The sequence below is a fragment of the Agrobacterium sp. SUL3 genome (assembly GCF_001263295.1).
Lineage (GTDB): Bacteria > Pseudomonadota > Alphaproteobacteria > Rhizobiales > Rhizobiaceae > Agrobacterium > Agrobacterium tomkonis.
In genome coordinates, this window is the sequence record NZ_KQ414527.1 from 16,620 (window position 1) to 29,522 (window position 12,903).

Annotated in this window: 11 protein-coding genes; 5 read left to right on the plus strand and 6 right to left on the minus strand. The window is 58.4% G+C overall.

Going from position 1 to position 12,903, the window contains the following annotated elements; all coding sequences use genetic code 11:
- Nucleotides 1-267 precede the first annotated feature (267 nt).
- The gene (locus tag AKG12_RS27025; protein WP_082179068.1) at nucleotides 268-1,107 is read left to right on the plus strand and encodes a DUF3800 domain-containing protein; all 840 of its coding nucleotides are present in this window, start codon (nucleotides 268-270) and stop codon (nucleotides 1,105-1,107) included.
- 52 nt (nucleotides 1,108-1,159) lie between these two features.
- On the opposite strand, the gene AKG12_RS27030 is transcribed toward AKG12_RS27025, so the two are convergent.
- Genes AKG12_RS27030 through AKG12_RS27040 form a run of 3 tightly spaced genes read right to left on the minus strand, consistent with a single transcriptional unit; the run spans nucleotide 1,160 to nucleotide 6,610 of the window.
- Complete coding sequence (locus AKG12_RS27030) at nucleotides 1,160-4,417, minus strand: error-prone DNA polymerase (protein ID WP_052821202.1); 3,258 nt, start codon at nucleotides 4,415-4,417, stop codon at nucleotides 1,160-1,162.
- The gene (locus tag AKG12_RS27035; RefSeq protein WP_052821203.1) at nucleotides 4,414-5,925 is read right to left on the minus strand and encodes a Y-family DNA polymerase; all 1,512 of its coding nucleotides are present in this window, start codon (nucleotides 5,923-5,925) and stop codon (nucleotides 4,414-4,416) included. The genes AKG12_RS27030 and AKG12_RS27035 overlap by 4 nt, the downstream gene beginning before the upstream one ends.
- Nucleotides 5,846-6,610, minus strand: coding sequence for an ImuA family protein (locus tag AKG12_RS27040; RefSeq protein ID WP_052821204.1), 765 nt, complete (start codon nucleotides 6,608-6,610; stop codon nucleotides 5,846-5,848). The genes AKG12_RS27035 and AKG12_RS27040 overlap by 80 nt, the downstream gene beginning before the upstream one ends.
- Before the next feature lie 417 nt (nucleotides 6,611-7,027).
- Here AKG12_RS27040 and AKG12_RS27045 point away from each other — a divergent pair, with 417 nt between their 5' ends.
- Nucleotides 7,028-7,387 carry a hypothetical protein gene (locus AKG12_RS27045; RefSeq protein WP_052821205.1) on the plus strand — a complete coding sequence of 120 codons (360 nt, stop codon included), beginning with the start codon at nucleotides 7,028-7,030 and terminating at the stop codon, nucleotides 7,385-7,387.
- A 305-nt stretch (nucleotides 7,388-7,692) separates the two neighbouring features.
- Nucleotides 7,693-8,466, plus strand: a complete 774-nt coding sequence (locus AKG12_RS27050; protein WP_052821206.1) for an SOS response-associated peptidase family protein — start codon at nucleotides 7,693-7,695, stop codon at nucleotides 8,464-8,466.
- On the opposite strand, the gene AKG12_RS30870 is transcribed toward AKG12_RS27050, so the two are convergent.
- The 3 genes from AKG12_RS30870 to AKG12_RS27065 form a co-directional block, all read right to left on the minus strand.
- Nucleotides 8,461-8,814 (minus strand): hypothetical protein, encoded by a 354-nt coding sequence (locus AKG12_RS30870; protein ID WP_164056916.1) that lies wholly within the window; start codon nucleotides 8,812-8,814, stop codon nucleotides 8,461-8,463. The genes AKG12_RS27050 and AKG12_RS30870 overlap by 6 nt on opposite strands.
- Nucleotides 8,815-9,405: 591 nt before the next feature.
- A complete protein-coding gene (locus AKG12_RS27060) occupies nucleotides 9,406-9,651 on the minus strand; it encodes a hypothetical protein (RefSeq protein WP_052821208.1) in 246 nt (81 codons plus the stop codon).
- 14 nt (nucleotides 9,652-9,665) lie between these two features.
- Complete coding sequence (locus AKG12_RS27065) at nucleotides 9,666-10,031, minus strand: response regulator (protein WP_225246560.1); 366 nt, start codon at nucleotides 10,029-10,031, stop codon at nucleotides 9,666-9,668.
- 233 nt (nucleotides 10,032-10,264) lie between these two features.
- Here AKG12_RS27065 and AKG12_RS27070 point away from each other — a divergent pair, with 233 nt between their 5' ends.
- Together AKG12_RS27070 and ligD are read left to right on the plus strand one after the other, a co-directional pair.
- Nucleotides 10,265-10,501, plus strand: coding sequence for a DUF6894 family protein (locus tag AKG12_RS27070; protein WP_035208414.1), 237 nt, complete (start codon nucleotides 10,265-10,267; stop codon nucleotides 10,499-10,501).
- 357 nt (nucleotides 10,502-10,858) lie between these two features.
- Nucleotides 10,859-12,903: DNA ligase D (gene ligD, locus AKG12_RS27075; protein ID WP_052821213.1), on the plus strand; the 2,045-nt coding region annotated here is incomplete at its 3' end.

Here is a 12,903-nt window from a genome sequence, read left to right on the forward strand (position 1 = left end):
TGCGGATCTTGTTGTAGCCCTCGATTACCTGATGCTACCTTCTTTTCGCTCCGGTCATCAGGTCACGGTCGATGCCTATGACTGCTGGAGGCGGATCACAGACGACGTGAAGCCGCGAACGCTGGACGTTCGCGATTGTGGGCCATAGGGAGCCGCCTCTTGAAAAGCCGACACGCAACCGATATATATTGAGCATAGTCGAGAGCGCTGATCCGTCGGTGCGTTGAACGATTGTTTCACTCGGCTTACCGAATTGGAGCGGACCGCATGCGGTCCGCTTTTTCGTTTCAGGGGGATTCGTTGCATCTACTATATCTCGACGAGTCTGGTCACTCGCATGATCCAAGCTCCGACTTCTTTGTCCTTGCAGGCTTTAGTATATTCGAGCGCCAAACGCATTGGCTGGAAGCCCAGATAGATCCTGTAGCGGCGCGCTTTAGCTCAACCAATCCTCGAGAAATCGAGTTCCATGGAAACCCAATGCGCTCGGGCAACGGTACCTGGAAAGGTGTGCCTCCCAACGACAGAGTTCAAGCCGTCGTCGATATCTCGTCGCTACTGTCAGACAAGCAATTGCAGTTGAAGGTCTACGCCTGCGTCATCGAAAAGAAGCTCTTCTCTGCGAACGATATTCTGGCTCGGAGCTTCGAGGAGGTGGCTTCGTGTTTTGATGGCTATCTGAAGACGCTTTACAAGAAAAAGAACCCCCAGCGCGGCTTGGTCATCCTCGACAAAAGCAATTATGAGGAGAAAATCCAAACCCTCTCTCATGTGTTCAAGCACGTCGGGCATGCCAGCGGCCAACTTCGCAACTTTGCCGAAGTCCCGCTTTTTCTGGATTCGAATGCATCGCGCCTGATTCAGATGGCGGATTTGATCGCCTACTGGATTTTCCGTCACTTTCAGTCAGGCGACCAGCGTGGCTTCGACCTCATAAGGCCGTACTTTGCCCGGTACGGCATCGGGCCAGTGTCAGGTCTGCGGTGTCATGTCTCGCCGGAGACAGAAGCGCGCCTCGCTTCACTTCCAGTTCCAGCTCACCCTTTTCCGAAAGCAACGCCGAAAGCTATGACCGCCGCATCCCAAGTCGCCACGCCTGAGGATTGAAGCGGTTTTGGCAGTGCATGCGCTCCCTCGACACGCTCGGTTTGAGCATTTTTCAGTGAAAATTCCGGCTCTTCACTTTCAGCGTATCGATATGAAGGTCCGGTGTGAATATGTCGCGCGGGACAACGGGTTTCGGCCGATCGCGTGAATCCGGCCCGCCGCCCCCGTGGGCAAACTCATCGCCGCGACCAGCCGGCAACCTGAACTCCGTATCGCGATCGGCAAGTCCAACCAGATCGCCTGAGAGATCGAAGAGTTGCTGGGCGACGAGATGGACGACCTCCCCTTCCCGCTGAATCCGTCCGTTGATCGCCATCATCGAAGATCCCAGCACGATGCGCCTGCGTTTCTCGAACAGGGTGGGCCAGACAACGACGTTGGCCGGTCCGGTCTCGTCCTCGATGGTGATGAACATCACACCCTTGGCCGATCCCGGCTTCTGCCGCACCAGCACGAGTCCAGCGGTATAAACCCACCGCCCATCACGGGCATTCATCGCCTCGGCACAGGAAATGATATTGCGTGCCGACAGGTCCTTGCGCAGAAAGGCGACAGGATGCTGGCGCAAAGTGAGCCCGATGTGGCTGTAGTCCTCGATGACGTTATGGCCGTCCGTCATTTGCCGAAGCGCCACCTCTGGCTCCTGCTGCTCGGCAATCGCCGTCGCCTCGCGTTCGGCTGCGGCTGCAAACAACGGCAAGGGCTCGTCGCGCAGCGCCTTGATCGCCCAGAGCGCATCGCGTCGTTCGAGTTTCAGCGATGGCAGAAAGGCGTCGGCCTCTGCCAGTTGAACAAGCGCTTCGGTCGGCACGCTGGACCGGCGCCACATGTCATCGACTGAGGCGAACGGGTTGTTCATGCGCGCTGCAACGATACGTGCGGCGTCCGCGACAGCCAGCCCTTTCACCTGCCGAAACCCGAGGCGCACAGCATGACGATCGCCGCCTCCAATCCTTTCCAGCGTGCAGTCCCATCGCGAGCGGTTGACGCAGACCGGCCGCACCTCGACGCCATGCTTGATCGCGTCTCCGACGATCTGGGCCGGAGCATAAAATCCCATGGGCTGGCTGTTGAGAAGGGCTGCACAAAAGACGTCGGGATGATGGCACTTGATGTAGTTCGAAGCGTAGGCAATCAACGCAAAGGAGGCCGCGTGACTTTCCGGAAAGCCGTATGAGCCAAAGCCTTCCAACTGCGAAAAGGTCTTTTCGGCGAACTCGGACGAATATCCGTTCTTGACCATGCCTGACACCAGCTTGTCCTTGAAGCGCGAGACGCCGCCGGTGAACTTGAAGGTCGCCATGGATTTGCGCAGCTGGTCGGCCTCACCACCGGTAAAGCCGGCACAGACCATGGCGACGCGCATCGCTGACTCTTGAAACAGCGGCACGCCCAGCGTCTTGCCGAGCACCGCCTCCAACTCGGGTGTCGGATACTCGACGGGCTCCTTGCCTTCGCGACGACGGAGATAGGGATGCACCATGTCACCCTGGATTGGGCCCGGCCGCACGATGGCCACCTGCACGACGAGATCGTAGAACGTGCGCGGTTTTAACCGCGGCAGCATCGCCATCTGCGCACGGCTTTCGATCTGGAAGGTGCCGAGCGTGTCAGCCTTGCGGATCATTGCATAGGTCGCCGCATCCTCTTGGCTGATTTTCGAGAGATCAAGATCCTGCCCTTTGTGCTCGCGGATGAGATCAAAAGCCTTGGCCATGCAGGTGAGCATCCCGAGCGCCAAGACATCCACCTTCATGAACTTCAGTGCCTCAACGTCGTCCTTGTCCCATTCGATGATCTGCCGGTCTTTCATCGTCGCCGGTTCGATCGGCACGAGATCGTCTAGCCGGTCATGGGTGAGGACAAAGCCGCCGGGGTGCTGACCCAGATGCCGAGGCGCGCCCATCAACTGCTGCGCGAGTTTCAGGGTGAGCGCCAGACGCCGGTCATTGGGGTTGAGATTGAGTTCCCTGATGTTTCGGTCGGGAACTTCTTCCGACCAGGACCACATGCCCGATGACAGCGCCTTGATGACATCTTCAGGCAGGCCAAGCGCCTTACCGACATCGCGGATTGCGCCCTTGGCCCGGTAGCGGGTGACGGTTGCGCAGAGTGCCGCCTTATCCTTGGTATAGGTCTTGTAGATCCACTGGATGACCTCCTCGCGCCGTTCATGCTCGAAGTCGACATCGATATCCGGCGGCTCGTCGCGTTCCTGACTGACGAAGCGCTCGAAGAGGAGATCATTGGTCGAGGGATCGATCGAGGTGATGCCAAGGATATAGCAGACAGCGCTGTTGGCCGCAGATCCCCTGCCCTGGCAGAGAATGCCCTGACTTCGGGCAAAACGGACGATCGAAAACACCGTCAGGAAGTAAGGCGCGTATTTCATGGTGCGGATGAGATCGAGCTCGTGCCGAACGGTCTTTAAAACATCCGGTGGCAGGCCTTCCGGATAACGATCGGGCGCACATTCCCAGACATAATGCTCGAGCGATCCTTGAGCATCCTTGCCCGGCACGATGGCTTCCTCCGGGTACTGGTAGGTCAGTTCCTCGAGCGAGAATTTGCAGCGACGCACGATTTCCAGGGTTCGCGCGAGTGCTTGCGCGTAGCGCGGAAACAGGCGTGCCATTTCCTCCGGTGGCTTGAGGTAGCGGTCGGCGTGGCGTTCGCGCTCAAAGCCGACATCGTCGATCGTGGTGTTGTGCCTGATACAGGTGACGATGTCCTGCAATTGCCGCCGGCCCGGCTCATGAAACAGCACATCATTGGTGACGACGGTTCTGACCTTGAACCGCGCCGCCATGTTGGAAATCTCATGCAGCCGCAACTGGTCGTTCGGTCGCCGACGCAAACAGAGAGAGACGTAAGCGCGATCACCAAACAGCTCAGCCATCTTGCGAAGCTGCGAGGCGCAGGTGGCATCCGGCAGATCAGGTACCAGAATGCCGATCATGCCCTCGGCGTAAGCGACGATATCGTCCCAATGCAGGATACAGTTGTTCTTGCCGCCACGCGATTTTCCCAGCGTGATGAGGCGCGTCAGGCGCGAATAGGCAGCGCGATCCATCGGATAGACCAGCACAGACATGCCATCCGCCAGATCGAGACGACAGCCAACGACCAGGCGCAACCCGGTGGCGCGCGACGCCTCAAGCGCCCGAACAATTCCGGCAAGCGAATTGCGATCGACGACGCCGATTGCGTCGATACCGAGCTGTTTCGCGGTCTCAAACAACTCCTGTGCAGAGGAGGCGCCGCGCAGAAAGGAAAAGTGGGTCGTGACCTGGAGCTCGGCGTAGCTCATGCGAAGATCCCGTGGCAGAACCAGCGATGGGACCCGGTCTCGGGATCCACTCCGTCGCCGGAGCGGAACACCCACAGGCGCTCGCCTGCCTCGTCCTCGATGACAAAGTAGTCCCGCACCGCGTCCATTTCGGCGTCGCGCTGCCACCACTCCCCGAAGATGCGTTCCGGGCCGTCGGCGCGTTTGACCTTACGGCGCTTGCCGCGCCAGACGATCGAGACCGGCGGGCGGTCCGGCATCAGCGCAATCGCCTCGATCAGTTCGGGCCGTGGCAAAAGCCGGACTGGACGGCGCCAATGGCTCACCCAGGCAACAGGGATCGGTTCAGCAACGGGACTGATCCGCCGGACGGAACGTTCCGGCACATCGGATGCAACCGGTGCGACGCGATAGACCCGCTGGCCGCGGTTTCCATAGATGTCGATCAGTGGCGTCACATCGGTGACGTCATCCTCGACCAGAGCAGAGACTTTCTGCGCCTCTTCCAATGGCTCGGCCAGAACCGCAACAAGGGTGAGCCTCTCGATCCCGAAACCCGGCTCGATCTTTTCCGTCCGGTCCCGAAACAGTTTCGTCAGCCAGGCTACGTCGCGGGCGGGCTTGGCTGTTCCGGCGCGGATTGCCTGTCTGGTGCCATCGACCTTCTCGACAATCAGGTCAGCCCGACGCACGCCGAGCCCCCGCTTTTGGAGTTCATCGACCAATTGCACGACAAGGCGGCCGACATATTTGTTGATGGTCTCCGCTGCGCCAATCGGTTCAGCGAAGGCTTTCGAAACCTCGACCAGCTCAGGCGTGCGGATCGGCTCGATAGGCTCGGCGATGCGACAGAGCATCTGATCGAGACGGCGCCCAACCTCCGGTCCAAAGCGCAACGTCAGCGGCGCGCGCGGGGTATTGGCAAGCTCCCCGATCGTCTGAAATCCGAGAATGCGGAGATCGCTGACAATCTTTGCCGGCAGACGCAGGAGCGATATCGGCAGCTTTTCAACGGCCCGCACTGTCTCACCCGGCGGAATGACGATCGTCTCGCGGTTGATGGCGCGGGCACAGGCATGGGATGCACCCCAGCTGTCGGCGACCGCCACGCGGGCAGTCAGCTTCCTGCCCAGAAACTGGTTGGCGATCTTTGTCACCATTGGCAGCTCGCCGCCCTGCAGGTGGTCGGCGCCTTCGGTGTCCATAACGATGCCGTCGATCCCGTCAATCGCGACGATCGGCGAATAGATGGTTAGTGCCCACAGTGTGATGCGTTCGAGAGCTACCCGATCGGCTTCGATATCGGCGTCGACCATCATCAGGCCATGAAACAGCGACTGCGCCTTTGCCGCCGGCATGCCGACATGCACGCCTGCCGCCCTGGCAGCCAGGTCGGCAGCCGAAACCCATCGCTTCGACCCGCTTCTTGCGATCACGGCAATTGGCTGTTCAGGCGAAATGGAGGGATCCGCCCGCCGAATACGATCCGTCGGCAGATCCGGAAGATAGATCGAGACGACCCTTGTCATCACACGCCCTCACGAGAAACTCAGCACACTCACCCGCTTTCACGCGCATCAATTCAAGAAACCATTGAGGCCTGCCCACCCCCGGTACCGGCAGCTCTTCCGATGGCATCACACTGACCCGCCATCTGGTTGTTGACGCCGTCGGCTGGCCAAAATCATTCGCCTCCGTCTGCCGCCGCCATCGCCGAACGCCGAGCGCCATGGTCCCGGTTCGCTCCGCGGCCAGTTGCAGGCGGCGGGAGCTGACCATCGGCAGGCGAACGAGCTCGCCGACGACAGCGCCGAGCCCACCGAAGGACAAGCCCTCCTCCATGTTGGCCAGCACGTCTTCCTCCTTGTCGGACTCGACGAAGATGACGCGGTCGGGATGGAGGCCGACCTGGGCAAGCGCCGGAAAGAACAGATCCGGTCTCGTCAGACACCAGATGACGGGGCCTTTGGTCCGGGCGGCAATGCCGGCGACAAAAAGCGCGGCTGCTGCACCATCGACCGTACCGGATCCTCCGCCTGCGAACTCATGCAGGGCTCCATAGGCAAGACCCCCGCCAGGCAAGACCGCATCAATCTCGGGCACACCGAAAGAGAGCGTTCCGGCCCGTTTCGCTGCTGTGCCCTCCATCGAGGCGATGCGGCCACGCAAATCACAGATCACATCCGACAACCCCTTCGGGCGCGCAGCGGTCATCGTTCACGGCTCCCTTCAAGGTGGTGTTCAAAGGATCGACATTATGCCGTACAGGCTATTTGTTCATTGTTTGTTCCGACGCTATAAAAGAGTCAAGCACCAGAAAGTTGAGCAACATTATCACAACATTAGCAAAACCGAAGATTCGAAAAGGATTCAAGGCTGTAGGGATAACAAGAATTTTTGCCGCACTCCACTCTTGTCGGGCTCCAGATCGCGATAGCGGGGATAGATGAGCGGCGTCACAATCTTCTTAAGGTTTCGTGCTGAACTCGCCTGCATGACGAAGCCACCGAGACAAAGCTCGATCGTAATACCGAAGCCCAGCTCTATTTAATGCCGCGTCGCTGCGGTTGATTGCATCAATGGCTGTCCGCAGCGTTCGACCTATACGGGAGCTTTTAAGCTTGAGGCCATATGAACATCGGACGTGTAGGCGGATGCATCAAGCCCCGCCGCATGCAGCCCGATGGCAAAGTTGACCTGCGAGATCAATTCCCTAAAATCCCGCTCAGATCTTCTTGGGGTGTTACGTTGCAAAAGCTCGAACTTGTTTTTGTTATTTGTGGTTTTGTGGCTTTGGGGACATGGCTTTATTCGGGCGAGTATCGAGCTTATGGCGCCCTCGCGACGATTTGCTTTCTGGGAATCGCTTCGGTCTATCTCCTCTTGACGTCAAAGGAGAGAGTTTACCGGTTGTTTGCATGTATATCACTGACCGTGATTTCCGCTGCAATCGGAATAGCTCTGTTGAGAATGTCGGGACTGACCGGCTAATGCGGTGGCATCAAGCGACCTAAACGGGCTGCGGAATAGCGCCTGCGCCTTGACATGCGGCGTTCCTCCACGGCGCTAGCCGCAGCGGGCAATCGCATCCGCAGCCGATGGAGACCAGAGGATAGGCGTTTGCCTGATCGCCGAGATCGAGTTCAGGGCAGGACGGGCGACGATAAACTCCGCCACGCTTCCTACAACGGCCTGCGGGAACGGTAGGACAATGCCGACGTTTATAAGCTCGACTAGATACGCAGGCGGAAGTCACCGGAAAAACTGCATTCGGTCGCAACGGAGGAATTGCTGCCATGTGCAACCTTTATCGGATGGAAGACAGGGACTGGGTCTCAAAGTGGGCCCAGGACGCCGAAAGCCTGATCAACCTCATGCCGGCCTATCAGATGAACCCCGACCAGATGGGGCCGATCATCCGAAACACGGCGGACGGCAAGAAGCAGCTGGTTCATGCACGATGGGGCCTGCCCTCGCCTATCTTCGTCCAAAAGAAAGCCGCCGAAGCAAGGGCGGATAAACTGAGGGCCAAGGGCAAGGCCGTCGATATGGATGAGCTCATCCGCATGGAACCGGATCGTGGCGTGACCAATGTGCGTAAGCTCAACCTGCCTCACTGGACGCGATGGTTCGGCGTCGAGCACAGGTGTCTCGTCCCGGTCACAAGCTTTGCCGAACCGGACCCGATGAGCAAACAGGAGGGTGGCAATGTGCCAAATGCCTGGTTTGCACGTGATGAGGCAAAATCGCTGATGTTCTTTGCGGGCATCCACGTGCCGCAATGGAAGAGCGTTCGCAAAGTCAAGGACGGGCTCACAACCGACGACCTATACGGTTTCCTGACGACCGATCCGAATGATCTCGTGAAGCCGATCCACGAGAAGGCAATGCCTGTTCTACTGCTGACGAAGGAAGAAACCGACGTCTGGATGCGGGCGCCTTGGGATGAGGCAAGGCACCTCGCCCGCCCACTACCAAACGACGCGCTGATCATCCTGTCGCGTGAACCTTATGGATCATCGATCATTTCGAAATCTGGCGAACCGGTGGAGCAAGGCAGCCTTTTATAACTGGCGGCCATCGCCAGATGGATGCCAATTGATGAGGAGACTAAACCCGCTGAACTGTTCGGAGAGAGGAGAAGGAAGATGCATATCCACCCTTACATTCTCGAGAATCATGGTGTCTATCCAAAGAGATTTCTGGAGGATGGTCAATTCTTCGGCATGCGGCAATCCATTCACGATAATCTCGACCAGCGGCTGGTCGCCGAAGTCGATCGGGAATCCGACCTGACTGCCTATTCCGGATACGTTGCCATGGAACTCTGGGCTGATGATGACGACATCCCGACGGGAGCGAAGATCGAGATATTGTTTAGCGAGCGGAAAGGCATCGCCGCCCTCCTCTACGACCATCCTAACATATCCGATGCTTTCATTGAGTGGGTTTTCTGCACCTCACCTGCCGATGCCTTGACCGAATGGAAGAGGAAGGTCCGCTGGCCGCTGATGGAAACATCGAGAGGACCAGTCGATATAATCGGAGGTGCACATCAGTGAGCGTTGAGAGCAGTAAGGCTGGCGAGGCCATTCATGCGAGAAGCACTGTTGCAAGCATGCTGGCTGCGAGCGCCGCAATAACCTCAATTGAGGATCGAATTTTTCGGAACAGACTATCACGGCGACGGTTAGGCAGGCGGATGGTCTTTCCCCCGTCCACTGCTCTTGCAGCCGGTCACGGTTGCACAGCTTGGAACCCTCCGCACTGGAGGGTTTCTTTTTGCTCACATCGCACGCAAATTATGCCTTCAAAAACCATTCAGACCGGCTGCGACAGCCTGCTGCCGGGCTACAACTCTCTACCCTTGAACTCTAATCGCTCGACTCATCCACCAGACGTGTTACACTCCTTCCATCGCCACCAACCGAATTCATAGGCGGTGGCAGCTGAGGGGTACTACGTGCTCCCGCCTATATCGTGTGGAGGACGGCTGCGTGCCCAAACCATCAAATTTTCACGAATGTCCGCTTCGACGCCTCCTTTTCCGCTGGGCCGCGCGCTTTACCGCTGACGAGCGAGTGCAGAGCCGGCTTGTTGAAAAAACGATTGGCGAGATCATCCGGGATTTTCCAGCCGCCGATCACGACTCCAGGATTGATGTAGAGCTTCTCGCGACTTTGCGGCGTGTCGCTCTCCAGGAATTCAGTGCTCGTCCTGGCGCAGGCGTTGAGCGTCGTTCCGGGAACGATCAACCGTCGAGCGACGGTCAGTGAAGAGTGGTTGACGTTCCGGGCGGACCGAAAAGTGCATCGGCTATTTCCCGAAGCTCCGCGCTATCGCCACTCACAGAGTAACCGCGGTCGTTCGATTTGGCCCGGTTCGCGAAAACGAATGGCACATTGGCGCTCTCCAGTGCAATCGAAACATTCAGCAACGTCTGATCGTCGATCTCCACGTCAACGATTGCGGCGTCAACATCCCACTCCAGTAACGCATCGAGCAGGCGTCGTGTCGATCGAACCGATCCCAGAACGGTGGCCCCTGCTGCCCGCAGCCGCTGACGGCACGCAAATGTCAGCATGAGGCGCTGCTCTACGATGATCAGCTTTTTCCCACGAAACGCTCGCAACATAGAGATATCCTCTGTTTGCGCAATGAACCACCTGCGAGCGGAAGACGCGGTCGGTTCTCGTGTTATCCACGGCTTGCAGCTCGGCAATTCGCGACTGCTGTCATGGCATTCATGCCAAACCGCGCATAGCGATGAGGGTTCCCGCTGAGACGATACCTTTTCAAAGGGTCCGATGGAACCATGTTCTTTGAAGGCGGTTGAAAAATCTGCGAGACAAAACAGGTAGCTAAGACATGCAGCGGTATTACTTCCACGTTCGGGACGCTGACGGCCTTTCCGAAGACACTGAGGGAACCATGCTGGCAAGTGACGAGCGCGCGTACATCGAGGCCGCGCAGGCTGCAAGGGAAATGCTGGCGGAAAAAATCCTCAAGGATGAAATCGTGGATGGTGCAGAGTTTGAGGTTGTCAGGGGCGACGGCGTGCTCGTCGCAAAAATCCCCCTGAAATCTGTCGTCCGGTTTGAATGAACCTTCCTGCCTGGCGATGACGAGACAACACCCACTTCGACTTGGTCGTCCGCTTGAACTGCCATTCCGCCTTGGTGGCCTCTGTATGGAACCAAAGCATAACCCGTTGCCTTTTCACCGTTGAGTTCGCGGGCTGTGTGCACCGGACGCAACGGGGTGATGAATGCGAACCCGTTTCTCATCCCGCACAACGAAAAGGCGATTACGCGTCCACCTGTCCGGCCCGTGCCTCATCCCGTATTCCTTCGAAGCGGGAGGTGGATTTTTTCGGGGATACCCATGGCCAACGACAAGCTTTCGACCTACAGGCAGAAACGCGATTTTCAGAAGACGCAGGAGCCAAGCNCGGGGATACCCATGGCCAACGACAAGCTTTCGACCTACAGGCAGAAACGCGATTTTCAGAAGACGCAGGAGCCAAGCGGAAAAACGAAGCTGAAAGCTTCAAACCGCAGGCGCTTTGTCATCCAGAAACATGACGCCACGCGGCTCCATTATGACCTGCGCCTCGAACTCGACGGCGTCTTCAAGTCCTGGGCTGTGACCAAGGGACCGTCTCTCGATCCCCAGGACAAGCGCCTGGCCGTGGAGGTGGAAGACCACCCGTTGGACTATGGTGACTTCGAAGGCACGATTCCCAAAGGCCAGTATGGCGGCGGCACGGTCATGCTCTGGGACCGCGGCTACTGGGAGCCGGAAGGTAACAGGACGCCCGAGCAGGCTCTCGCCAAGGGCGACTTCAAGTTTACCCTTGAAGGGGAGCGGCTGCGTGGCAGCTTCGTACTGGTGCGGATGCGCAACGACCGTGACGGGGGCAAACGGACGAACTGGCTGCTGATCAAGCATCGCGACGACTTCTCGGTCGATGAAAACGGCGCCGCCATCCTTGACGAAAACAACACGTCGGTTGCCTCGGGCAGAACCATGGCCGCCATCGCTGCCGGTAAAGGAAACAAACCAAAACCGTTCATGGTGCAGAGCGGCGATGTGCAGGCNAGAACCATGGCCGCCATCGCCGCCGGTAAAGGAAACAAACCAAAACCGTTCATGGTGCAGAGCGGCGATGTGCAGGCCGACGCCGTCTGGGACAGCAATCATGGACTGGCGGCAGACAAACGTGCGGCGGATACAAAGAAAAAGCGCCCGGCATCGCGGAAAGCAGCGAAGTCCGCGATGCCCGACTTCATACCTCCGCAGCTTTGCGAAACGCTCGAACGCCCACCGTCGGCCGATGGCTGGATCCACGAGATCAAATTCGACGGATACCGTATTCAGGCGCGCATTGAAAACGGCGAAGTAACGCTGAAGACGCGCAAGGGGCTGGACTGGACGGCCAAGTATCCGGCGATTGCGACATCGGCCGCAAGCTTGCCTGATGCCATCATCGACGGTGAGATCTGTGCACTCGATGAAAACGGTGCCCCGGACTTCGCCGCACTTCAGGCGGCGCTGTCAGAAGGTAAAACGGATGCGCTCGTCTATTTTGCTTTCGACCTGCTGTTCGAGGGGAGTGAGGATCTGAGGCAACTACCGCTTACGGAACGCAAGAAAAGGCTCGAAGCGCTGCTGAGTAAGGCGGGGGAAGATCCGCGCCTGCGGTTCGTCGAACACTTTGAGACCGGCGGCGATGCAGTATTGAAATCGGCGTGCAAGCTCTCGCTGGAGGGCATTGTCTCGAAGCAGGCGGATGCCCCCTATCAGTCGGGGCGTACCGATACCTGGGCGAAATCCAAATGCCGCGCCGGACATGAGGTTGTCATTGGCGCTTACGCCAAAACCAACGGCAAGTTTCGTTCACTTCTTGTCGGCGTCTTCAGGGACAATCACTTCGTCTATGTCGGGCGGGTCGGGACCGCCTATGGTGCCAAAACGGTGGATACAATCCTGCCGAAGCTCCGGGAACTGGAAACCTCAAAATCGCCCTTTACCGGGATAGGCGCTCCGAAAAAAGAACCCAACATCGTCTGGGTCAAGCCCGAACTGGTGGCCGAGATCCAGTTCGCCGGCTGGACCGCGGACGGACTGGTCCGTCAGGCAGCCTTCAAGGGTTTGCGCGAAGACAAGCCGGCGAAGGAGGTCGAGGCCGAAACGCCGGCATCGCCAGGGAAAACTGAAACGCCAACGCCGGCCCGGCCAAAGCCGTCGCGACCGGCACGCGGCAAGAACACCAAGGCAGAAGTTATGGGCGTGATGATCTCCAGCCCTGACAAGCCGCTCTGGCCCGATGCAAATGACGGTGAGCCGGTCACCAAGGAGGATCTCGCGCACTATCATGAGGCCGTTGGTCCATGGCTGATCGACCATATCAAGGGACGGCCATGCTCCATCATCCGGACGCCTGACGGCATCGGTGGTGAGCAGTTCTTCCAGAGACACGCGATGCCGGGAACGTCGAACCTGCT